Origin of the sequence: Ciceribacter sp. L1K23 (genome assembly GCF_018122705.1) — a bacterium.
In the GTDB taxonomy this organism is placed as follows: domain Bacteria; phylum Pseudomonadota; class Alphaproteobacteria; order Rhizobiales; family Rhizobiaceae; genus Allorhizobium.
In genome coordinates this window covers 438,099-461,374 of record NZ_JAGRRC010000001.1, presented here as the reverse complement: position 1 = coordinate 461,374, position 23,276 = coordinate 438,099, and the positions used below count along the sequence as shown (strand labels likewise).

The window sequence follows — 23,276 nt, the reverse complement described above, 5'->3', positions numbered from 1 at the left end:
TTATCCTTTGACCGAGCCCGCCATCAGCCCGCGCACGAAATAGCGGCCGGCGACGATGTAGACGAAGAGAGTGGGAAGTGCGGCGATGATCGCGCCGGCGAAGTGGACGTTGTATTCCTTCACGCCGGTCGATGACTGCACGAGATTGTTGAGCGCGGCCGTCATCGGCTGGCTTGTGCCGCCGAAAGAGACACCGAACAGGAAGTCGTTCCAGATATTGGTGAACTGCCAGATGACCGAGACGACAGTGATCGGGCCGGAGATTGGCAGGAGAATCCGCCAGAAGATCCGGAAGAAGCCGGCGCCGTCGATCTGCGCCGCCTTGACGAGTTCCGTCGGGAAGGTGGCGTAGTAATTGCGGTAGTAGAGAGTCGTGAACCCGATGCCGTAGACGACGTGCACAAGGATCAGGCCCGGGACTGAACCCGCGAGGCCAAGCTTGCCAAGAACGAGCGCCATCGGGATCAACACGATCTGGAATGGGATAAAGCAGGAGAACAGCATCAATCCGAAGATGATCGTGTCGTAGCGGAAGCGCCACTTGGTCAGGATATAGCCGTTGAGCGCGCCAAGGATAGTGGAGATGGCGACGGCCGGAACGACCATCAGGATCGAGTTCAGGAAATACGGTCTCAACCCTGTCGGTGAAACCCCGATCTGAGCGGTCGACCAGGCGGATTTCCAGGCCTCAAGTGTCCAGCTCTGCGGCAGCGCCATCATGTTTCCGCCGGTGATTTCCGACAGCGGCTTCAGCGAGTTCACGCCCATGACATAGAGCGGCAGAAGGTAGAAGAGCGCGAAGAGAAGCAGCACGAGATAGATGAAGACCCGTGTGACCCTGCCGGTCCTGACGGCTGTATCCTGGGTGACGGCGGACATCAGTTTTTCTCCTTCAGCTCGGCATAGAGGTAGGGCACCATGATCGCGGCGATCGTCATCAGCATGATCACGGCGGATGCAGCGCCTATACCCATTTGGTTGCGGGTGAAGGTGTAGGAATACATGAAGGTGGCCGGCATCTCGGTTGCACGGCCAGGCCCTCCGCCCGTCAAAGCGATAACGAGGTCGTAGGACTTGATCGCGAGGTGGCTCAGAATGACGAAGGCCGAGAGGAAAGCGGGCCGCAGCATCGGGATGACGATCCGGCGATAGAGCTGGAAGCTCGAGGCGCCGTCGATCTGTGCGGCCTTCAGTATCTCGTTGTCGATGCCGCGAAGGCCGGCGAGGAACATGGCCATGACGAAGCCGCTTGTCTGCCATACGGCGGCGATCACGATCGTGTAGATCGCCATGTCGTTGTCCTTGATCCAGGTGAAAGTGAAACTTTCCCAACCCCAGAGCCGCATGATTCGTTCAAGTCCGATGCCTGGGTCGAGGAACCATTTCCATGCCGTGCCGGTCACGATGAAAGAAAGGGCCATCGGGTAAAGATAAATTGGTCTGAGGACACCCTCTCCGCGGATTTTCTGGTCGAGAAAGATTGCCAGCATCAGGCCAAGGGCAGTGCAGATGACGATGTAGAGGGTGGCAAAGATGGCGATGTTGTAAATGGCGATATGCCAGTTCTGCAGCGCCCAGAGCTTCGTGTAGTTCTCGAAGCCGACCCATTTGTAGAGCGGCAGCATCTTCGAACCCGTGAAGGACAGGAAGACTGTGAAGATGATGAAGCCGTAGACAAACAACAGCGTGGTCGCCAGAGATGGAGCAAGCACGAGCTTTGGCAGCCAATCCTGCATGCGCGTGCGGAAATCGGCTCCGGGTGAGCTGGACATTTGGTTTCTCCCATGGGCGGCGCATGGGCCGCCGATACTGCCCTGGATACGACCTGTGGCAGGTGGAAACGGGCGGCGGCTGAGGACGCCGCCCGAGACGGTTGCCTTACTGGGCGGCTGCTACGGCTTCGGCAAGCGCCGCAGCCGCTTCCGCGCCGTCCTTGTAGCCACCGTTGAACGCCTTGGTTACGACGTCGTAGACGGCGTTCTTGACGGATGCCGGAGCAGCGTGGCCGTGGGCCATGGACCCAAACAGCGAGCCGCTGGTGTTGGCCTCCGCCAGATCTTTCATGCCCTTCTTGCCGCAATCATCGAAGTCGGTATCCGGCACGTCGGTGCGTGCGGGAACCGAACCCTTGACCACGTTGAACGCGGACTGGAACTTCGGGCTTTCGATGGAGGATGCCATTTCCATCTGTGCTTTGACCTTGTCGTCGCCCGAAACGTTGAACATCGCGAACTGATCCGAGTTGAACGTTACCGACCCCTGGGTGCCCGGGAACCGGATGCAGACGAAATCCGCGCCGGGTTTCTGGCCAGCCTTCAGAAACTCACCCTTTGCCCAGTCGCCCATCATCTGCATGCCCGCCTTGCCCTCGATCACCATAGCGGAGGCGAGGTTCCAGTCGCGGCCGGAGAAGTTGTCATCGACATAGGTTCTGAGCTTCATCAGGCGGTCGAACGCATCGGCCATGTCGGCACCGCCGAGCGTATCGGGGTCGAGATCGATGAAGGCCTTCTTGTAGAAGTCGTTGCCCTTGGAGAGAACGACACCGTCGAAGACGGTCGCGTCCTGCCAGGGCTGGCCGCCATGGGCGAGCGGCGTAATGCCGTTTGCCTTCATCTTGTCGAGCATGGCAACGAGTTCGTCCCAGCTTTCCGGTGCCTTGCCGCCAGCGGCATCGAGCGCTGCTTTGTTGATCCAGACCCAGTTTGTCGAGTGCACGTTGACGGGCGCGGCGATCCAGTGTCCGTCATATTTGGAGAACTTCTGAAGCGCTTCGGGTACCACCTTGTCCCAGCCTTCGGCGGCGGCAACCTCATCGAGGTTACCCAGTGCACCCTGCTCGGCCCAGTCGAGAATGTCGAAGCCGAGCATCTGAACGGCGGTCGGCGGATCGCCAGCGGTGACGCGGGCGCGCAGTGCGGTCATCGCGGCTTCGCCGCCGCCACCTGCCACCGGCATGTCGACCCAGCCGATTCCCTTGCTTTGCAGATCTTCTTTTAGGACGTTGAGGGCGGCGGCTTCGCCACCCGAGGTCCACCAGTGCAGCACCTCGACGTCGGTTGCCTTCGCGGCACCCGCCATCATCGTGAGTGCGATTGCTGTCGTTGTCAGAAACTTGCTCATTAAATCCTCCATTCGCAAGTTGGCGAGTCTCCCACCCGCATCCCCGGCGCCGTCGAGCCTCACTTGCGACGTCGGGCATTTCCGCACCTAAGGTGCATACCAATTTAAAACGTTACAAACCTGACAGAGTCAAGAACCTCTCCCAATTACTCGTCATCGGATCATATGCTGCATTGCAGAGCCTGATTGGCTCGTGCAAGTACGGTTGGATATCGACGATGGTTTTTTGGAAACGTTTTAAATTTCTGTCCTGAATGCTTGCCCTCGTTTGGGTGAGACGCTACCCTTGCTTGTTGTTCACGAGCCGAAGACCCTGAAGAGTGCGTAGAACCAGGAACCAGACCGACAAGGCAAATGGGCAATTGCCGCCGGGCAAGCCCACGCTGAAGACCGTTGCGGAAGCTGCGGGCCTTGCGATCACGACCGTGTCGAGAGCGCTTGCGGACGATCCGTTGATCAGCAGCGCCACCCGGGAGCGTGTTCGCGATCTCGCCCGCAGCATGGGTTATGTTCCCGATCGCGCCGCGCAACGCCTGAAGACTGGTCGAACAAACGTCATAGGCGTGCTGCTTGACCCACATGAGGAAATTCTCGGCTTCGGGACGTCGCTGCTCTATGGCGTCACGAAATCGCTCAAGGGGACCCCCTACCACCTGATCGTGATGCCGAATTTCCTCGACACCTCGAATATCGAGGCGGTCGAGCATATCGTCCGAAACAACCTCGCAGATGGCCTCATCTTCACCCGGACGGAAGTGCTCGACCCCCGTGTGCGCCTGCTGATCGAGAAGAATTTTCCCTTCGTCAGCCATGGCCGGACCGAGTTCTCGACGGCCCATCCTTTCGTTGACTACGACAACTACGCTTTCGCCTATGAAGCAGCGCGACGGCTGATCGCCAAGGGACGCCACAAGCTGACGATCATTCTGCCGCCGAGGCATCTGACTTTCAGCCAGCACATGCTGCATGGCTTCATGACGGCTGTCAGGGAGGCCGGTATTGCCTTCGAGCTGGCTGACGGGATCAGTCACGATTCCAAGGCCGGCATGGTGCGCGACTATTTCCGCCAGCGACTTCAACGTTCCGATCCGCCCGACGCACTGATCTGTCCGGGCGAAGTCTCCGCCATGGCTTCTATCACGGGCCTTGCTGATGGCGGCTGGTCGCTCGGGCGCGAATACGACATCGTCGCCAAGCAGACCTCGCAGCTTCTGTCGGATATCCAGCCGGGCGTCGACACGATCTATGAAGACCTGACGGAGGCTGGTGAACATCTGGGCAGTCTGCTCCTCAAGCGGATCGGTGGCGCCGATATTGAGGGCCTGCAGACGATCCTCACCTGACGGTCCGGGATCGGCTTCAAGGCGCTGGCGTTGAACGTGATCGCGCAACATTGTTTCTCAATCCCTGACCCAATTGCCCCGGGTGCGCCCGATCCGCATCACGACGGACTTGATCTCCAGGAACTCCTCAAGACCGTAGGGGCCGTTTTCGCGACCCTGTCCGCTCTGCTTGAAGCCGCCAAAGGTCACCTCGGGAAAGCCGTCCATCCAGGTATTTGTCCAGACGGTACCGGCCTGCGCCCTACGGGCAAAAGCGAGGCAGGTGTGGACGTTTTCGCTCCATACCCCCGCGGACAGGCCGTAAGACGCATCGTTTGTGAGCGAAATCGCTTGCTCGAGTGTCTTGAATGTCAGCACGGACAAAACAGGGCCGAAGACCTCCTCGCGGGCGATTGCCATCTCGGCGGTCACGTCTGCCACGACAGTGGGGCCGAAGAACTGCCCCGGAAGGCCTGGAACCGACACTGGAGTCCCGCCAAGCTTCAGGCTCGCTCCGGCCGCAAGCGCATCCTTGATATAGCCCGCGATCTTGCCCTGATGGGCCGTCGATATGATCGCGCCGACCTGGGTTTCCGGATTGAGCGGATCGCCGAAGGCAACCTTTCTCGACAGCGCCACGACCTTGTCGACGACGGCATCGGCAACGTCCTCATGGACGATGATACGGCTACCGGAATTGCAGCATTCGCCGGCGTTGAAGTAGACGCCGAAGGTGATCGCGTCCGCCGCGCTGTCGAGATCGGCATCCGGGAAGATCACCTGCGGGTTCTTGCCGCCGAGTTCGAGTGCCACCTTCTTCAGCGTTTTGGAAGCTGCCGCCGTGATCGCCTTGCCGACGGCGGTCGATCCGGTGAAACTCACCATGTCGACGTCCGCATGTTCGGCCATCAGCGCGCCCACCGGGTCGCCGTATCCGAGGACGATATTGACCACGCCTGCCGGCAGTCCGGCTTCCATCAAGAGTTCGCCCAGCATTACCGTCGTTGACGGTGTCATCTCGGACGGCTTTATGATGCAGGTGCAGCCCGCCGCGAGCGCGAAGGGCAGCTTCTGGCTGAGGATCCAGAACGGGAAGTTCCAGGGCGTGATGATCGAGACGACCCCGATGGGCTCCTTCAGAACCATCGCGAGCATATCTTCGCCGAGCGAGTTATGGCTGTCGCCATGCTGCGTGCGGGCAAGTGCCGCGGCGTAGCGCCAGAGATCGGCCGCGCCCGATACCTCGCCACGCGCCTGACTGATCGGCTTGCCGCTTTCGAGTGTTTCGATCAGTGCCATGCGTTCGACATTGGCCTTGATCAGATCGGCGACCTTCAGAAGAAATGTCGATCGTTCCTTGCCGGAGATCCGGCTCCAGATGCCGCTGTCAAAGCTATTTCTCGCGGCCGCGATCGCGGCTTCCGTGTCGGCCTTGCTTCCCTTGGCGGAACGGCTGACGAGAATGCCATGCGAAGGCGACAGGCGATCGAAAGTCTGTCCGTCGGCGCTGCCGCGCCACTCGCCATCGATCAGGTGGCGACCCTCAAATGGCGCCTGCGGGAGGGCAGCCTCGACTGCTGGGCTGATGGTCATGTCATTCATCGTTATTGTCCCGAAAAAGCCGGTTTACGTTTGTCCCTGAAAGCCGAGACCCCTTCGTTTCGATCCGCGCTGGCGGCGATCGCCGCACTGCCGAGCGCTTCGACCATCGCCGCCTGATCCTCGCCTCGCCCGGCATGGATCATGAATTTGCCGATCTCGACGGCTCTGGGCGACAGCTCCGTCGTCTTCATCGCGATCGCCTCGGCGACCTCGCGCGGATCGTCCGCCACTTCAGCGACGAAGCCCAGTTGCAGAGCCCGCTCGGCGCCGATGCGGCGGCCGAACAAGGCCATTTCCTTGATCACGGCCTCGGGCAAAAGGCGGGCAAGTCGCTGTGTGCCCGACCAGCCCGGCACAATGCCAACCTGCGCTTCCGGCAGCGCGATCGTCGCCCTCGGCGCCATGACGCGAATGTCGCAGGCGGCCGCAAGTTCGAGGCCTCCGCCAAAGGCATGGCCATTCAGAACCGCGATGGTTGGTTTCGACAGGCGGGCCAGGCGGTCGAAGATCCGGTGGCCGTCACGGACCCAGTGACGGGCAAATTCCGCCGGCGACAGGTCCCCCCATCCGTTGATATCGGCGCCGGCGCAGAAGGCACGTTCGCCTTCGGCGGCTACCAGCACACAGGTGATCGCCCCCAGCCGCTCGACAGTGTCCAGATGTGTGGCAAGCTGTCCGAGCATCTCCACCGTGAAGGCGTTCAGCTTGGCGGGATTGTCGAGCCTGATTTCCGCGATGCGGTCCCTGATTTCAAGATGAACGGCACTCATGGCGTCCACCCCATCGCTTTCTCCGAAAGCAGGCGGCGATCGACTGTGATGGCATCGGCTGCGAGCTTGACCCGACCGGCGGACGCTTTGACGATATCCTGCTGTGGCTCAATGCCCGGCATGATCTCCGTTGCTATGAGCCCTTCGTCCGTCAACCGCATCACGCACCGCTCGGTGATGTAGAGGACATCCTGCCCCTGGGCGCGCGCGCGTTTTCCGGAAAATGTCACATGCTCGACGGCCTCGACCATCTTCGTGAACTTGCCGGGTTTTTCGACCCTAATCCCGTCTTCGCTCAGCCGCACATCCGCGCCGGCCTCGAACCAGCCGGAAAAGACGATCTTCTTGGCATGCGCCGTGATATCGACGAAGCCGCCGCATCCGGCCGTGAGGTAAGGCTTTTTCCCGAGCTTGGAGACGTTGACATTGCCCTCGACGTCGACCTCAAGGAAGGAGAGGAAGGAGACGTCAAAGCCGCCGCCCTGGAAGTAGATGAATTGCTGCGGCGAAGGGACAAAACCGTCGGCGTTCGAGGCGCAGCCGAAGGCGAAGTCGGTGAGCGGCATGCCTCCGACGGCACCCTGCTCGATCGCCCAGGTGACGGCGTCGGGATGTCCCTCTTCAAGCAGGATGCGCGGTACCTGTGCGCTGATGCCGAACCCGAGATTGGCTGTCATGCCGCGTTTCAGTTCGCGTGCGGCCCGCCGTGCAATGACCTTTTCAACACCGTGGTCCGCTAGCTTGAAGCTCGACCAGGGTCGCATGATCTGGCCGGAAATAGCCGGATCATAGGGAGTCTCGCAGGTCTGCTTCTGGTTCGGATCGATGACGACGAGATCGACGAGATGGCCGGGTACTCGAACGTCGTGCGGCCTGAGGCTTCCGGCGGCCGTCATCCGTTGGACCTGCGCGATCACCAGTCCGCCGTGATTGCGAACAGCAATCGCCTGTTCCAGCCCTCCGAGATAGGCTCCTTCGTGTTCGTAGGTGAGATTGCCGCGCTCATCCGCGGTGGTGGCGCGCAGGATACAGACGTTCGGCACGATGTTGGGGAAGTGAAGCCAGGTCTCGCCGGCGAATTCGACCCGCGCGACGATCGGTTCGGCAGAGGCGCGTGCGTTCATCGCGCAGCCTTCGCGCTTTGGATCGACGAAGGTGTCGAGACCGATCCGGGTCAGGACGCCAGGCCGCTTTGCAGCGGTTTCACGATGCATGTCAAACATGATGCCGGACGGCACATTGTAGGCCTCGATGCGATCCTCGACGATCATTTTCCAGATCTCCGGCATCGGCAGGCTCGATGGACCGGAGGGATAGGAGCCTGCGAGGATTCGGCTGATCAGGCCATCCTTGGCGATGTGATCTATACCCTTCACACCGTACATGTCGCCGGCCGCGATCGGGTGCAGCATCGTGAGATTGCGCGGGTGCGCTTCCGCGTCGAACCGCTTGCCGATCGCTTCGAGGACAAGGTCCGGGCATCCAAGCGCCGATGACGAGGATACCGTCACGACCGCGTTGTCCTTGATACGGGCAGCCGCCTCGGCGGCCGTGGCGAGCTGGCTCACTTCACATCTCCATAATGAACATCGACGCGGGCGCCGGTGGCAGCTGCCTCGCGAACGGCCAGAGCCACAGCGAGGGACTTTACGCCGTCCCAGCCTGTCGCCGCCGGTTCGCCTCGGCCTGCAGCTGCCTCATGGAAGCACCGCACAGCCTCCCCATAGAGATCGTATGGCTCATAACCCACGCGTTCGCGACCAGCCGCCGTCACCAGTTCGATCTCTCCGATCGGGTTCTGCGTCATGACGTTCCGCGCAAAGATCGAGCCTTCGGTGCCGTGCACTTCAAGGCCACTGCCGGCAAACGGATGGGTGAAGCTCTCGTGGCTCATGACCATCGTGCCCGACGGCATCGTCCACACCGACATGGCGGAATCCTCGACCCCCTGCCCCAGGCCGGACGACGTCATCTGCGCCACGACCGATTTTGGATCTTCGTCGAGCAGAAAACGGGCGACATCGGCATCGTGCACGGTGATGTCAGGTATCACTCCACCACCTTCGGCCGGTGAATTGATCCGCCACCCTTGGAGGTTGGCCGGCAGATGAACGGCATGATGCAGCCGGAGTGACAGGACACGCCCGATACGACCGTCCCGGACAAGCTGGCGGACGGCGCGATGACTGCCGGAGCAGCGAAGATGATGATTGGTCGCAAACACCACGCCTTTCTGTTCGGCGGCTCGCACCATGGAAGCAGCGTCGGCGACCGACATGGCGAGCGGCTTCTCGCAGAGGACATGCTTCCCTGCCGCGATCGCGGCAAGTGCCTGGGGGAGGTGCTTCTCGTTGGTGGTCGAGATGTAAACCGCATCGACGTCAGCGTCTGAGACGGCTTCCTGGACATCGGTCCCCGGCCGGGGGATTCCATGCTTTACTGCGAAGTCGGCGCCGCGCTCCGACGAGCTGCTGACCACGGTGATGATCTCGCCGCCATGGGCTCGCAGCGCGGGGATCATGTATTGCGCGGCGATCGTACTCGCCCCGATCAATACCCAGCGCATTTTTTCCTCCCGATTTAGATCGTTCCAATTTTATATGGAACGTTCCAAAATTTGTCAATGGTATTCTTTGCCCATTGAAGGTCAGCCCGACAAAGGTGAGCTGGACGGCGCGCGAGATTCCCTGCGACAGGGCGAGCCAGCCCCGAGCGTTGTCCGGTATCGCCACTTCCCCGAATGCTGTTTGATCGCGTTTAAACGTGCAGAATGAAGTCACGCAGCTTTGGCAAGACGAAACCGAGCACTGCCTCGTCTACCAGATGGCCATCCGAGACTTTCTGATTGGCGAGCGGGATCACGATTTCCGGGCAGACATAGACGTTCGCCAGCATGCCGTTCAGTATGTATTTCAGGTGAGCCTGGGCACGGACGCCGCCGAGCGCGCCGCCTGATATGCTGACGATGAAGCAGGGCTTTCCTTTGAACACCGACTCCAAAGCCGGTCTGGAGGCCCAGTCTATGGCGTTTTTCAACACTCCTGGGATGCTGTAATTGTACTCCGGCGTCACGAAAACCAGGCCGTCGGCCTCGGCGATCTGATCGCAAAACTCTTTTACATGCAGATTGTCTGTGAGATCGGCGTTGTAGTGCGGCAGGTTTCCGGGATCGGCGATCGTGCAGGCGGCCTCCCCTTCGACCTTGGAGACGAGGGTGCGCACCGTCGCTCTCGACGCCGATGCCGTGCGCAGACTGCCGGGAATGAAGAGCAGCTTTTTCATGGGTTCACCTTAAAGACGTGCGAGCCAGGTTGCGATCGACGGGAACGCGACGATCAGGGCGATGGATACGAGCATGGCCATGACGAAGGGCCACGTCCCTCTGAAGATCTCTCCCACCTTGAGGTCGGGATCGTCCATGGCCGATTTGATCACATAGACCGACAGGCCGAACGGTGGGGTCAGCAGCCCGACTTCGACGGCCACGACCGTCAATACGCCAAACCAGATCAGATCGAAGCCCGCAGCTTCTGCGATCGGCAAGGCGATTGGCAGCAGGATCAGCATGATGGAAATAGAATCGATTAGGCAGCCGAGGGCTATGATCAGCAAGATGTAGAGCAGCAGGAAGCCGTAGGGGCCGATCGGACCGGCGAGGAAGAGTTCGGCCAGCCCTCTGGGAACGCCTGATAGCGCCAGCATCCGGCTGAAGAAAGTTGCAGCGAGGATGAGGAAAAGGACCGAGACGGTTATCTGACCGGTTTCGACCAGAAGCTTCCAGAAGGTCCGGCCATCCAGCGATCGCCGGAGGATCGCGATGACGAGGGCACCAAGCGCGCCGGCCGCCCCCGCCTCGGTCGGGTTCAGGAAGCCGCCATAGAGCCCTCCGAGGACGACGAGCATGAGCGATACGATCGGAACGGATTTCGTCAATACCTCGCGCGCGCCCATCGCAGGCGGCGTCGCGAAGTCGTCGGCGCTTGCGAACACGAAGTCTTTTCGAAAACGCGCCAGCAGAACGATCGTCACGCAGAATGCCAGCGCCAGCAGCAGACCGGGTCCGAGGCCGGCAAGAAACATGCGGCCGACCGACTCTTCCGCCAGGACGGCATAGACGATCATCAGCAGCGATGGCGGGATCAGCATGCCGAGAACCGACGATCCGGCGACGACCCCGGTCGCAAATTTCCGCGTGTAACCGTGGCGGATCATCTCCGGTACGGCCACCCGGCTGAAGACCGTTGCCGATGCTATCGATATGCCGGTGATCGCGGCAAAAACGGCATTGGCGAAAACGGTCGCGATGCCGAGGCCGGCTGCGATGCGTCCGAAGAGATTTTGGAAGACGTCGAACGTGTCCTTGCCGACCTTCGAGACCGTTACGAGAAGACCCATCAGCACGAACAGTGGCACGACGGCGAAAAGATACTCGCGCAGAGAGTCGTTGGCGACCGCTCCCATCATCCTCATCGACACGCCCTCGCCTCTGATCGCGGCGACGGCGGCGAATGACACGGCAAGCATGGTGATGCCGATCGGCATGCCGAGATAGATGAGGACGAGAAGTGCCGCGATCGCGACGGAGCCGATTTCAATCGGAGACATGTCAGCGCCCTGTCTTGAAGCTGGTCCGGAGCTCGACGATTGCTCCGACGAGAAACTGGATGGATGAGACGGTGAGACCGATGAAAATCAGGGCGCGGAACGGCCATGTCGGGAGCGTTGCGATCCCAGTCACGCCGATGAACTCGCCGCTTGAGAAATCTTTTTGCAGGATAGACCAGCTGGCCCAGGCTATCATTGCAAGGACACCGGCGCCGACCAGGCTGAAGACCGATGACAACAAAGCACCCGATTTCGGGCGCCTTTCCCGAAAGGGGACGAAGAATACCTCCGTCCGTGCGAGGCGGTCGGCTCTCACCGTCGCCGGTAGCTGGAGGCAGACGATCATCACCAGCAGCAACGCCCCCAGTTCCGAGACAAGAGGGAGAGACGCTCCCATTGCGTTGCGGGCGATGATGTCAGCGCAGATGATGATCATCAGAATGCAGATCATCGTCGTTCCGAGCACCGCGAGGCCGTCGACGAATATCGTCCATATCCGGACGAGAGAACCGGGAGCAGGCGTCGGTCCCTTCGAAGCCTGCTCCTCCTCATGTTGCACGCCTGTCGCCACCGCTCATTCGCCCCAGTTGCGCATCGGCTTTTCGCCGCGATCGCGAAGGCCCTGCATGTAGGCCTTCAGGAAGTCGCCTGCGGGAAGACCTTTCGCATCGAGGTCGGCGGCCCACTCGCCGGCGATATCGGGCAGTTTGTCCACCCATGCCTGGCGTTGTTCATCCGACATCTTGATGATGGTGACCTGCGGGTTTTGACCCGCGCCCAGTTCGACCATCTTGTTCAACGCGATCTCGTGGCGTTCAAGCAGGTCCTTGCCATGAGCTTCGGTGTAGTATTTGCCCGCGTCGATCATGGCTTGCTGCACTTCCTCCGGAAGCCCGTCCCAGCTGTCACGATTGATGGCGACCGCGCCGGAGAAAGCCACGCCAGCGTCGAAGCGGTTGATGTAGGGCGCAACTTCGTAGAGCTTTGCCGGCAGCGCGCCGAGAGCCAGGGACAGAACGCCGTCCGAAATGCCGGTCTGGATATCGGTGTAGAAGCTGGTCAGCGAGCCGTCGACGGCGTTCGCGCCCGTGCCCCGTAGCCAGGTGCCAAGCACGCCGGGAGCCGAGAGCTTCATGCCGTCGATGTCGTCTATGCTCTTCAACGGGGTCTTGGTGTAGATGTCGTACATGTCGGTGCTGGTCAGGCCGAGGACCTTCAGATTGTACTGCTCCCACTCCTCCCGCAGCGCCTCATTGTTCTCCATGAGATTCTGCATGACCTCAAGTTGAAGCGGTGGGTTCACCGTCGCGAACGGGGCGTAGCTCGATGCCTGGCTGAGCGGCAGCTTCGCCGGTTCGAGGAACGAAAACACCCAGCCGATATCGGTTATGCCCTGCTCCACCGAGGTCAGTGTGGCATTGGCCTTGTAAAGCTGGCCGCCGAAGGCCTCGTTCCATTCGATCTTGTAGTTGCCATTCTTGGCAAGGATTTCGTCTGTCCGCGCCATGAAGTGGGTCTGCATCATTCCAACCCAGGGAATGACGGTGGGATGACTCGATGCAATGGTCAGGTTGATTGTCTCCTGGGCCGTTGCGACGGAGGCAGGAAGGGCAATCAAGCCCGCCGTGAAAAGTCCGACTAGAATACGCATTGGTCTCCTCCCAAAGTACTGCGCTCAAGTTATTGAAAATGTCTGGCTCGAATAATCGAGCCGGACGGTCACCGTTCCTTCGTTGATCAGCCAGGGCCGGACGCGGAATGTGCGCGCGCCGGCCTTGTGCATTGGGTCACGCTCGGCGATTTCGATCGCCGCCTGGCGGGAGGCGGCGCGCACGATCACCAATCCCTCTCCCTCCCAGCGTTCGCCGTCATCCGTCCACATCGGCCCAGCAGCGAACAGCAGGCCTTCCGTTTCCAGGCCGACCTGGAAGTCGAGATGCTCCCGCATATTGGCGAACACAGGCCCAAGTCCGTTTACCGGCGTGGTGAAGATTGCGTAGAGCTGCTTTTGCAGCATTGCCTTGCTCGCTTCCAAAACCGCCCCTACCGGAACGGCTTGGGGATTTTCCTCCTCGGTCATCCGCGTTCTCCTCCCCGCCGGCTCAGCTTGCGCGACGCCGTTTCAATTCCTCGCGAATTTCATCGCCGTGTTGGTCCAGTGTCGGCGGCGCCGAGACCTCGAATTCGGGTGCGCCATCAAAGCTGTACGGTGCCCGAACCGTTGTCGATTGGCCCTTTTCCGGATGCGTGATCGGCACCGCCAGCCGAAGATGTCGGGCCTGAGGATCCTCAAGCGCTTCATTTGCGTCGTAGGCTGGCGAGTGCGGTACTTCTTCCTTCAGGAGACGCTCGCACCAGACGTCACGGCTTTCGGACTTGAAAACGGGGGTGAGGATTTCGATCAGATCATCCTGATGTTTGATCCGCTGCAATCGCTCCGCAAAGCGTGGATCGGCCGCGAGCGTCTGTTGTCCCGCTGCGTTCAGCAGTCCTTCCCAGAATTTTGGCGGCGACGACATGTGGATTGCGATCCATTTTCCGTCGCTGCATTCGAAGGTGTAGCTCTGTGACACGACCGGGCGCGACAGCGGTCCCATGATCTCGCCGACGGCGTAGTAGTGGGTGAAACTGTCGAGATTGAAATGCGCCATGGCCTCCAGCATGGAGATATCCAGGCGTCGTCCCTTCCCTGTCCGTGATCTTTCGAGCAGAGCCGCCATGATGCCCATCGCCGCGTATTGCCCGGTGATGGCATCTGCGATCGCCGGACCGATGACGCGCGGATTTGTCGGGGGTGTCACGAGACGCAGAAAGCCGCTGGCCGCCTGTGCAACGGTGTCGAACGCCGGCCGGTCGCGCGAGGGGCCGCTTTGCCCGAAGCCGGAGATGGCGCAGTAGATCAGCGAGGGGCTGACCTTGCGCAGGTCTTCCTCTCCGCATCCGAGTTTCTCGGCCACGCCCGGGCGGAAATTCTGGATGAAAACATCTGCTGTGGCAACCAGATCCCGAAAGATCGCGAGATCGTCCGCTTTCGTCGTGTCGAGTGCGATCGAGCGCTTGTTGCGGTTGTAGGTCTGGTAGTGAGGCGAATAGAGGCCTCCTTTGAACGCCCGGAAGGGATCTCCCGTTTCCGGCCTCTCGACCTTGATCACGTCAGCTCCGAGATCTGCCAGGTGCATGCTGGCGGCGGGACCGGTGATATAGGTTCCGAGCTCGACAACCCTGATATCCTTTAAGATTTTGACCATTGTTATCGTCCCTTGTTTTTGTCGGCTGCCCTTGACGCCTGCGGACCGTCATAGGTGATCGCAAGGTCGGCATGATGGGACATGATGAAGCCGATCGATCTCAGGGATTCCTCATAGAGATGCGCGGCAAGCCCGGCCGTGCGGGCCAGAAGCGGGACTGCCTTCAGCGCCTCCAGAGGCCAACCGGCATCCAGCATGACGGCGGGAATTGCGCCCGATACGTTGATGGGGAGCGGGCGCTCCATGATGACCGGCGCGTGCTTGGCCAGCGTACGCAGGGTTTCAACATGGCGGCCGCTAATGCCAAGACTGTCGGACAGCTCAAGCAGGCGATTGGCTCTGGGGTCACCAGCGCTATGTTGCGGGTGTCCGAGCCCTGCAACCTTTTCGCGAGAAGCCTTGAGGCGTTTCAGGCTGCTTATCGCGGCGTCCTCGATCGTCGTTTCGTTCGCATCGGCCTCCGAAATAATCCTTGCAAGATAACGTCCAGCCGATTCGGAACTCCCGGCAACGACACTGCCCATTCCGAGCAGACCGGCGGCGACCGCGCCCTGCCATGCTTCGGGCCCAGCGGCAAGCGTCATGCGTGCCGCCTGGACACTGGGGACCAGGCCATGTTCGGCGATCGCAACAAGGCAGGCGTCGAGTATCTGACGCTGCGCATCGCTCGGGCGTTTTCCGATCACGAGCAGCCAGAAGTAGTCCGTAAATCCGATCTGGCCGATCAGTTCGTTGCACAGGTCCAATCCGCGAACGGTGATTGTTTCAGCATCCGAAGTGGCGATTGCGGTGTGGGCGTTGTCTTGTTTTCCTATTCGCATTGCGCTCCTCATTTTCGCTGTGCGAAATAATTTCCTCTTGCCGAAAACGTTAGCAGCATTTATTTTGCCGTCAAGTCACGATCTCGGTTCCGGGTCTGGAGGCCGGACCGGGAGCGCTGCAGGGGGGAGATGAGCCTTACATGATCGAATTTCACGATCGCGTCGTTTGCCTGAGGGGGAAACAACACTCCGCAAAGTGCCGTGCGCTTTTCGTCGAACGCTCGTATGAACGGGGCTGATCGACGTGCAGGAGGCAACGACAATGATCTCGGGGGATACGGAGCGACCGGCGGAATTCGTCGAAGCGCTGGCCAAGGGAATTGCAATTCTGGAATGTTTTGACGTCTCTCACCCGGAGATGACGCTCAGCGAAGTTGCAAAGCGGGTGGGTCTTTCTCCAGCCGCGGCGCGGAGGAGCCTTCTGACGCTACAGGCGCTTGGCTATGTGCAGCAGACCGGCAAGCGTTTTCACCTTCGGCCGAAGATCATGACGCTTGGGTCCTCGTTCTATTTCTCGGCCCGCATAGAGGAGGTTCTGCAGCCCGATCTTCGCGAACTCGTGGAGAAGTTCGGTGACGCGTCGTCGGCCGGGACGCTTGACGGTGAGGATGTGATCTACGTGGCGCACGTATCGGTGCAACGCGCTCGCCGTGCCGCAGCCGTGATGGGCGCGCGCTATCCGGCCTATGCCACGTCTCTCGGACGTGTCCTGCTCGCTGGGCTGACGGATGACGGTCTCGATCGATATCTGGACAAGGTTCGGCCTAAGGCACTGACGTCGCGCACCATCACCGACACGGACGCCTTGCGCCGCGAGATCCTCGTCGTTCGCGAGACCGGTTACGCTACGACAGTCGATCAGCTCGACTACGGGATTACCGCGCTTGCGGTCCCCATCCGCAACATGGAAGGTCGCACGATCGCGGCGCTGAATACCTCTGGCTACACGGGGATGGTGACGCCGGAGGCATTGGTCGCCGAGCGGCTCCCAGCCCTGCGACAGGCGGCATCCCACATCGCGCACGCGATCACACGATATCCGGTCCTGCAATCCATCATAGGGACCTGACGACGAAAGAAGGCAACACGGCGAGGGAGGAAGAGCCATGTGCAGACTTTGTAGAAATGAAAACCAGTCGCCCTGCCCTACGCGCTTTGAGGCCAGCGCAGCGGAGGGATCGTCGAAATCGGCCGCTGCCCAGGCCGCAGCGGAGGCCAGTCTGCCAAAAGGTATCGGGCAGCCTGGTCGCAGAACATTGATCAAGGGTGGTGTAGTCCTGTCGATGGACGAGCAGATCGGCAATTTCGAACGCGCCGATATCCTTCTTGAGGGCTCGAAAATTGTCGCGGTGGGCCCGGCCCTTGCATCCGACGATGCCGCTGTGATCGACGCGGGCGGCAAGATCGTCATGCCTGGCTTCGTCGATACCCACCATCATCAATTCGAAACGGCACTCCGCGGCCATCTCGCCAATGGCATCCTGATCAATGACGGACGACCGGAGTCCCGCTCAAATTATTACGAGACGATTCTGCAGAAGTTCTCGATGGTCTATCGTCCGGACGACGTCTACATCAACGAGCTCTTCGGCTCGCTGTCGCAGCTCGACGCCGGTGTGACGACGGTGATGGATGTCAGCCAGATTCATCATTCCCCCGAGCACTCCGACGCCGCGATCGAGGGACTGCGCGATGCCGGCCGTCGTGCGGTGTTCGGCTACTTCGAGGGTTGGGGTGAGAAATCCGCCTATCCGGGCGACGCAAGGCGCATCCGCGAAACGTATTTTTCGTCGGACAACCAGCTGCTGACCATGGTCATGGGCGGTGAGATCTATATCCCAGGCTATGAGGAGGCCTGGCGGATCGGCCGAGAGTTGGGCATCCCGATTGCGCTTCATGTCGTCGGCACGTTCGGTATGCAGCCCACTTTCGACGAACTGGGTGCCAAGGGATTGTTCGGGCCGGACAACATCTTCATCCACATGACGGGCATGTCCGAGCAAGGCTGGAAATATGCGGCCGACGCAGGGTCTCACGTATCGCTTTCTGTGCCGATCGAGATGCAGATGCGTCACGGCACCCCGCCGCTGCAGACCTCGATCGATCTCGGGATGAGCATTTCGCTCTCCACCGACGTCGAATGCACGATGACGGCCGATTTTTTCACGCAGATGCGCAGCTTCGTGACGCTTCAGCGCATGGAAGCGAATGCGAAAGCGCTCGCTGGTCAGGAGTATCCGAGGCTTGCCACCGCAAACGATGCGCTGCGCACGGCGACGATCGGTGGTGCGCGCGGCCTCAAGCTCGACCACAAGATCGGATCGCTGACGCCCGGCAAGGAAGCCGACATCATTTTGCTGAGTGCGGACGCACTCAATGTCGCACCCCTCAACAGTGCCGCCGGAGCCGTCGTCACCTTGATGGAGCGCTCGAACGTCGACGCCGTGCTGGTCGCCGGCAAGGTGAAGAAGTGGGACGGACAGTTGCTCGGCTTCGACATCGACCGATTGCGGCATGAGATCGAGAAGAGCCGGGACTACCTGTTCGAAACGGCAGGTATCGAACGCGACCTCTTCGCAGACTGACTGACAGCCGTCGCGCGACCCAGCGCGCGCCGGCATTCGAAAGGCGCGAGGAGCGCCATCATCTTGAGGGAGAAGAACCTTGGCAAAACTCGTTGCGACGCTCGCGTCGACCCACCATCCGTTTTACCTGAAGGCGACCACCGCGCCGCCGGAGCAGCAAATGCCGCAGGCGCCCGAATGGAAGCGCAAGATCGAGGCCTATCGAGAAACGCTGGCAAAAACGGAGCCGGACATCCTGGTGATGGTGGGGTCTGACCATTTCCACCAGATATTCCTCGACAATTGCCCGCAGTTCCTGATCGGCAAGGCCCCGCGCTACGACGCCACCTTCTACAACGAAGAGCGGGAGTTCGGCATTCCGAAATACGTGCTTGATGGCGACGAGGATATGTCTCGCTTCATGCATCAGTCCCTGATGGACCAGAATTTCGATTTCGCCTTTTCCAACGAGTTGAAGATCGATCACTCGATCATCTGCCCGATCATCACCGTTCGTCCGCAGAACGATCTGCCGGTCGTGCCGATCTACACCAATATCTTCGCGCCGCCTCTGCATTCGCCGCGCCGTTTCTACGATCTGGGACGCGCGATCCGCAAGGCGATCGATGACTATCCGTCCGACAAGCGCGTGGCGGCAATCGGCACCGGGCATCTCTCGCTGGAACTCGGCGGTCCCCGCCAGTTCATGGAAACGGGACCGGATCCGGCCTTCGACCGACAGGCCATCGAATGGCTGCGCGCCGGCGATATCGATTCCATTCTGGCCAATGTTACGCACAAGAGCATGGAAGAGAGCGGCAACGCCACGCATGGCTTCCTCAACTTCATCCTCATGCTCGGCATAGCCGGTCCGGAAGGGGCTGATTACGTCGACAATCTCGACCTTTTCCACACGATGGAAGCCTATTTCACCTGGTATCCGAAGGAGCAGGCGGCATGAGCAAATACTACGTCAACAAGTTCCTTTACACGGTCGATCGCGATCCGGAGTACCTGAAGCGCTACACCGAGGACCCGAAGAGCTTCGTGGCCACCTGGGAGCAGTCGATCGGGCCGAAACTTCTTGGCAACGAGGTGGAGGCATCCACCGTGCATCTCCTCACGGACAAGGAACGGGACGCTCTCGTCAACCACGACTTCGTCGCTTTGTTCGAGATGGGTGCGCATTTCTTCCTGAACCTGACGATCTTCATCGGCATCTATGACGAGCCCTATTTCAAGAAGGCGGGGCCCCTCGCCTTCCAGCGGGAATTTGCCGCCAAGCTGCAACACTGGCGCGACCGGCCGTACCCGTCCGTCGAAACCTGACTCGGCATCCAGCGCACGCACGGCGATCCCGCATCGCCTTGCGTGCGTCGTCTCAGCCGTGCGGTACTCGTTCTCACGGCTCTCACGCTCAAGCCACCCTCACGCCTCCGATCCAGCGCCTATAGCTTATGGCCAAAATCCCGTTGCCGGCCGTGCCGCACACTGTGCCATTGGCGTCGCCAGTTTATTTTTCTTGTCACGAATCGGGAATCGGGCGAGTGTCACGATAATTCTGTATTTTGATAGAAATTATCGTGACTGGGCCCGGAGCTCCTGATGAACGTGAAAACGGCCACTTCCGACAAAGTATCGAGCTTTGCCGATACGATACTGGACCAGGGCAGCGACATCTCCTCGAAACTGGATATGCTGCGGCAGGTCAAGTTTCCTCCCAATGCCCAGAAGACCCTGCGTCAGTTCTCGCTGGCCGAGGTTGCGGAGTTCGTGGGCGTTTCGCAAAGCTATCTTAAGAAACTGCATCTGCAAGGCAAGGGCGTGGAGCCTACGACGACTTCAACGGGGCGCCGCTATTACACCGCTTCACAAATCGATGAGTTGCGCGCGCTGCTTGATCGTGTGCCTCGGCGCCAGGCGCACGAGAAACTGCAGGTCATTGCTGTCGTGAACTTCAAAGGCGGGTCTGGGAAGACGACCACGTCGGCCCACCTTGCCCAGTACCTCGCGCTCCGGGGATTTCGCACGCTTGCCGTTGATCTCGACCCACAGGCATCGCTGACGGCGCTTTACGGCATTCAGCCGGAGCTCGACAACAAACCGTCCTTTTACGAGTCGTTGCGCTACGACGAGAACCGTAAGTCGATCGTCGACATCATCCAGCCAACGAACTTCCCCAACCTGGACGTGGTGCCGGCAAACCTGGAACTCCAGGAATACGAATACGAGACGCCGATCGCCATGCAGCGCAAGGATTCAAGCGCCGGCAAGCTGTTCTACACGCGGATCGGCCAGGCGCTGGAGGAGGTCGACGATCGCTACGACGTCGTGGTCGTGGATTGCCCTCCGCAGCTTGGCTATCTGACGCTGACCGCGCTGACGGCGGCGACCTCGGTGTTGATCACCGTTCATCCGCAGATGCTGGATATCATGTCGATGTCGCAGTTCCTGCTGATGCTCGGAGATATCCTGAAAAGCGTCGAGCAGGTCGGTGTCAATGTGTCGCTCGACTGGTTCCGGTATCTGATCACACGTTACGAGCCAACCGACATCCCGCAGCAGCAGATGGTGGGCTTCATGCAGTCCATGTTCGCGCAGCAGATGATGAAGAACCACATGGTCAAGTCGACCGCCGTATCCGACGCCGGGCTGACCAAGCAAAGTCTCTATGAAGTCGAGAAGTCCCAGTTTACGGCCTCGACATACGATCGCGCCCGCGAGTCCATGGACGCCGTGAACGCCGAAGTCGTGGATCTGATGAATGCTGCTTGGGGAAGACGCAATGGCTAACTTCGCCAAGTCCGCCAGAGTCCAGCCGGTTAGCACCGAGAATGAGGTATCCCGTGGCTCGTAAGGATGTATTTGCCAATATTACCGCACCGCCGGGGACGTCACCCGAGCGTCGCGCAACGCCCGGTTATGCGACCAGGGGCGCATCCCGGTCCATGATCAGTTCGCTGAACGAGTTGGCTGAAAAGGCCGCGCTCGCTGAGCAGAACCTGGTTGGCGAAGCGGTGGTCGAACTCGACACGGCCGTTGTGGAGAATTCCTTCGTTTCCGACCGCATGGGAGACGACGCGGCCGCCTACAGCGACCTGCTCGAGGCAATCCGTGAGCGCGGGCAGGACAGCCCCATACTCGTCAGGCCGCATCCGCAAAAAGAGGGTCACTACCAGATCGTCTTCGGTCACCGTCGCGCCAGAGCCGCCCGCGATCTCGGGCGGCCGGTGCGGGCTGTCGTCAAGTCGGTCACCGATGCTGATCACGTCATCGCACAGGGTCAGGAAAACTCGGCCCGCGAAAACCTCTCCTTCATTGAACGGGCGACATTTGCGCAGAAGCTTCTTGAACTCGGGCATGACAAGAAGACGATCCAGTCCGCTCTGTCTGTCGATGCCCCTATGCTGACGCGCATGCTTTTCGTCACGGGACGGGTGCCGGCGCCCATCGTCGCTGCGATTGGCCCGGCGAAATCCGTCGGTCGTGACCGATGGATCGAGTTTGCGCAACAGGTCGAAAGACCGCCGGTACTTTCCCTGGTCAGCGACGTCGTGGCCGGGAACGCATTCAAGGCTCTCGAGTCAGACGGCCGCTTCGACCTCTTGACGGCGGAGCTCAAGAGAGCTGCCCGTCCGGCCAGGAAACCAAGAGCGGTTGCCGAATGGCAGTCCGAGGATGCCAGCGTCCGCGCCGAATTCAAAGGTAGCGGCCGTGCTTATTCAATCACCTTGAAATCGACCGATGCGGCGCGCTTCGGTCGGTTCATTTCCGAGAATCTCGAGCGTCTCCACAAGGAGTTCGTCAACGCATCAAAAGCTGAAGGAACATAGGACCGCAAAAGAAAAGGCCCCCAGACGATGCCGTCGTGGAAGCCTCTCTCATGTTCGCACCCTGAGACTCGCATTTCCACGAATCACAGTCAAGAGTTAATGGCACCGTTCCGGTGATCGATCTTCTTTTGCCCTTTGAGAGGGTAAAGAAATGCAAAGTGGAAATGTAACGACGCCCTTCGGGCGGCGGCGGATGACGCTTGCGCTGGTGAAAAATCAGTTCGATACATCCGACATCAGGAAGGGAAAGACGGCCGACAAGTGGCGGGTGTACCGGGATGCCTGTGACGCAAGATCATTGCTTGGCATCAGGGATCGCGCGCTTGCCGTCCTGAATGCTCTGCTGACGTTCTATCCCGAGAGCGAGTTGAGCGAGGAAGCCAACCTCATCGTCTTTCCGTCGAACGCTCAACTGAGCGCGAGAGCCAATGGGATAGCCGGAACGACATTGCGTGAGAATCTCGCGATCCTCGTCCAAGCGGGGCTCATTCAGCGCCACGACAGTCCGAACGGTAAGCGCTATGTGAGGAAAGGGCGGAACGGAGCGATCGAAACCGCCTATGGCTTCAGTCTTGCTCCTCTCCTCGCGCGCTCCGAGGAACTCGCATTGCTGGCTCAGCAGGTGGCCGAAGACAATCGGCAACTGAAGTTCATCAAGGAGCGCATAACGATTACGCGCAGGGATATCCGCAAGCTTATTTCGGCTGCCATGGATGAAGGTGCCTCGGGCGATTGGGAGGGTTTGGAGCAGCGGTACGTCGAGACCGTCATGCGGCTGCGGCTCGCAAAGGGCCTGAACGACCTCACCCGGATGCTTGAAGAGTTGACCGCGCTCAGAGAAGCCGTACTCAAGGCATTGGAAAATCAGTTCTTTTCACAAAAATCCGACGCCAATGATGCCGTATACCGTCAGCACAAACAGAATTCAAAAACCGAATCCATTAATGAACTTGAACCTAGCTCTCGAAAAGAGCAGGGCGAGCCGGCGGAACCAGAACCTCAGCCAAAGCAACCAGACGTGAGGGCATTCCCATTGGGGATGGTTCTGAGGGGGTGCCCGCAGATGGCGGACTATGGGCCGGGCGGCGCCATTGCGTCCTGGCGCGACCTGATGTCTGCGGCTGTTGTGGTTCGATCCATGTTGGGGATCAGTCCGTCGGCTTATCAGGACGCCTGTGAGATCATGGGGCCGGAAAATGCAGCGATCGCCGTTGCCTGCATGCTCGAGCGCGCGGGTCACATCAATTCGCCCGGCGGGTATCTGCGGGATCTGACCCGTAAGGCTGAGCGTGGGGAGTTTTCATTGGGGCCGATGTTGATGGCGCTTCACCGGCAGAATGCAGATGTCAGAAGTACCGGCTGATGGAGGGGATGCTTATGAGCCCCCT

General features: G+C 60.1%; 22 protein-coding genes. 8 read left to right on the top strand and 14 right to left on the bottom strand.

The annotated features are described in order from the left end of the window. From J5J10_RS02090 to J5J10_RS02080, 3 genes are all read right to left on the bottom strand, one after another. Window positions 1-879 carry a carbohydrate ABC transporter permease gene (locus J5J10_RS02090; protein ID WP_211928620.1) on the bottom strand — a complete coding sequence of 293 codons (879 nt, stop codon included), beginning with the start codon at window positions 877-879 and terminating at the stop codon, window positions 1-3. Beyond that, the gene (locus J5J10_RS02085) at window positions 879-1,772 is read right to left on the bottom strand and encodes a sugar ABC transporter permease (RefSeq protein ID WP_208552777.1); all 894 of its coding nucleotides are present in this window, start codon (window positions 1,770-1,772) and stop codon (window positions 879-881) included. The genes J5J10_RS02090 and J5J10_RS02085 overlap by 1 nt, the downstream gene beginning before the upstream one ends. A 106-nt stretch (window positions 1,773-1,878) precedes the next feature. Continuing rightward, on the bottom strand, window positions 1,879-3,084 hold the full coding sequence (locus tag J5J10_RS02080; protein ID WP_249116802.1) for an ABC transporter substrate-binding protein: 1,206 nt from the start codon (window positions 3,082-3,084) through the stop codon (window positions 1,879-1,881). Between the two features lie 359 nt (window positions 3,085-3,443). Between J5J10_RS02080 and J5J10_RS02075 the strand changes: the two genes are divergently transcribed. Next, a complete protein-coding gene (locus J5J10_RS02075) occupies window positions 3,444-4,466 on the top strand; it encodes a LacI family transcriptional regulator (RefSeq protein WP_211928618.1) in 1,023 nt (340 codons plus the stop codon). Between the two features lie 57 nt (window positions 4,467-4,523). Here J5J10_RS02075 and J5J10_RS02070 read toward each other — a convergent pair whose 3' ends face one another. The 11 genes from J5J10_RS02070 to J5J10_RS02020 all read right to left on the bottom strand — a co-directional run bounded on the left by J5J10_RS02070 (window position 4,524) and on the right by J5J10_RS02020 (window position 15,491). Continuing rightward, complete coding sequence (locus J5J10_RS02070) at window positions 4,524-6,047, bottom strand: aldehyde dehydrogenase family protein (protein WP_211928617.1); 1,524 nt, start codon at window positions 6,045-6,047, stop codon at window positions 4,524-4,526. A gap of 2 nt (window positions 6,048-6,049) precedes the next feature. Further along, window positions 6,050-6,817, bottom strand: a complete 768-nt coding sequence (locus J5J10_RS02065) for an enoyl-CoA hydratase/isomerase family protein (RefSeq protein ID WP_211928616.1) — start codon at window positions 6,815-6,817, stop codon at window positions 6,050-6,052. Then, the gene (locus J5J10_RS02060) at window positions 6,814-8,385 is read right to left on the bottom strand and encodes a CoA-transferase (protein ID WP_211928615.1); all 1,572 of its coding nucleotides are present in this window, start codon (window positions 8,383-8,385) and stop codon (window positions 6,814-6,816) included. Before J5J10_RS02060 ends, J5J10_RS02065 begins: the two co-directional genes overlap by 4 nt. Then, a complete protein-coding gene (locus tag J5J10_RS02055; RefSeq protein ID WP_211928614.1) occupies window positions 8,382-9,383 on the bottom strand; it encodes a Gfo/Idh/MocA family oxidoreductase in 1,002 nt (333 codons plus the stop codon). Before J5J10_RS02055 ends, J5J10_RS02060 begins: the two co-directional genes overlap by 4 nt. Window positions 9,384-9,574: 191 nt before the next feature. Beyond that, window positions 9,575-10,099 carry an NADPH-dependent FMN reductase gene (locus J5J10_RS02050; RefSeq protein WP_211928613.1) on the bottom strand — a complete coding sequence of 175 codons (525 nt, stop codon included), beginning with the start codon at window positions 10,097-10,099 and terminating at the stop codon, window positions 9,575-9,577. A gap of 9 nt (window positions 10,100-10,108) precedes the next feature. Next, entirely contained in the window at window positions 10,109-11,422 is a 1,314-nt protein-coding gene (locus tag J5J10_RS02045; RefSeq protein ID WP_211928612.1) for a TRAP transporter large permease, read from the bottom strand. A 1-nt stretch (window position 11,423) separates the two neighbouring features. Next, the gene (locus J5J10_RS02040; RefSeq protein ID WP_349252030.1) at window positions 11,424-11,981 is read right to left on the bottom strand and encodes a TRAP transporter small permease; all 558 of its coding nucleotides are present in this window, start codon (window positions 11,979-11,981) and stop codon (window positions 11,424-11,426) included. 15 nt (window positions 11,982-11,996) lie between these two features. Continuing rightward, window positions 11,997-13,073, bottom strand: a complete 1,077-nt coding sequence (locus J5J10_RS02035; protein WP_211928611.1) for a C4-dicarboxylate TRAP transporter substrate-binding protein — start codon at window positions 13,071-13,073, stop codon at window positions 11,997-11,999. Between the two features lie 24 nt (window positions 13,074-13,097). Then, the gene (locus J5J10_RS02030) at window positions 13,098-13,502 is read right to left on the bottom strand and encodes a YciI family protein (protein WP_211928610.1); all 405 of its coding nucleotides are present in this window, start codon (window positions 13,500-13,502) and stop codon (window positions 13,098-13,100) included. Between the two features lie 22 nt (window positions 13,503-13,524). Further along, complete coding sequence (locus tag J5J10_RS02025) at window positions 13,525-14,670, bottom strand: CaiB/BaiF CoA-transferase family protein (protein WP_211928609.1); 1,146 nt, start codon at window positions 14,668-14,670, stop codon at window positions 13,525-13,527. Window positions 14,671-14,672: 2 nt separating this feature from the next. Then, the gene (locus tag J5J10_RS02020) at window positions 14,673-15,491 is read right to left on the bottom strand and encodes a citryl-CoA lyase (protein WP_211928608.1); all 819 of its coding nucleotides are present in this window, start codon (window positions 15,489-15,491) and stop codon (window positions 14,673-14,675) included. A 262-nt stretch (window positions 15,492-15,753) separates the two neighbouring features. On the opposite strand from J5J10_RS02020, the gene J5J10_RS02015 reads away from it, so the two are divergent. The 7 genes from J5J10_RS02015 to repC all read left to right on the top strand — a co-directional run bounded on the left by J5J10_RS02015 (window position 15,754) and on the right by repC (window position 23,251). Then, a complete protein-coding gene (locus J5J10_RS02015) occupies window positions 15,754-16,560 on the top strand; it encodes an IclR family transcriptional regulator C-terminal domain-containing protein (RefSeq protein ID WP_211928607.1) in 807 nt (268 codons plus the stop codon). 37 nt (window positions 16,561-16,597) lie between these two features. Next, window positions 16,598-18,076: an amidohydrolase family protein gene (locus J5J10_RS02010; RefSeq protein WP_249116652.1), complete on the top strand. Its 1,479-nt coding sequence runs from the start codon at window positions 16,598-16,600 to the stop codon at window positions 18,074-18,076. A 79-nt stretch (window positions 18,077-18,155) separates the two neighbouring features. After that, window positions 18,156-19,016 carry an extradiol ring-cleavage dioxygenase gene (locus J5J10_RS02005; protein ID WP_211928606.1) on the top strand — a complete coding sequence of 287 codons (861 nt, stop codon included), beginning with the start codon at window positions 18,156-18,158 and terminating at the stop codon, window positions 19,014-19,016. After that, on the top strand, window positions 19,013-19,384 hold the full coding sequence (locus tag J5J10_RS02000; protein WP_211928605.1) for a hypothetical protein: 372 nt from the start codon (window positions 19,013-19,015) through the stop codon (window positions 19,382-19,384). Before J5J10_RS02005 ends, J5J10_RS02000 begins: the two co-directional genes overlap by 4 nt. Window positions 19,385-19,660: 276 nt before the next feature. Beyond that, window positions 19,661-20,848 carry a plasmid partitioning protein RepA gene (gene repA, locus J5J10_RS01995; protein WP_211928604.1) on the top strand — a complete coding sequence of 396 codons (1,188 nt, stop codon included), beginning with the start codon at window positions 19,661-19,663 and terminating at the stop codon, window positions 20,846-20,848. A 53-nt stretch (window positions 20,849-20,901) separates the two neighbouring features. Further along, window positions 20,902-21,888, top strand: coding sequence for a plasmid partitioning protein RepB (repB, locus tag J5J10_RS01990; protein ID WP_211928603.1), 987 nt, complete (start codon window positions 20,902-20,904; stop codon window positions 21,886-21,888). A gap of 151 nt (window positions 21,889-22,039) precedes the next feature. Continuing rightward, the gene (gene repC, locus J5J10_RS01985; protein WP_211928602.1) at window positions 22,040-23,251 is read left to right on the top strand and encodes a plasmid replication protein RepC; all 1,212 of its coding nucleotides are present in this window, start codon (window positions 22,040-22,042) and stop codon (window positions 23,249-23,251) included. Window positions 23,252-23,276 lie beyond the last annotated feature (25 nt).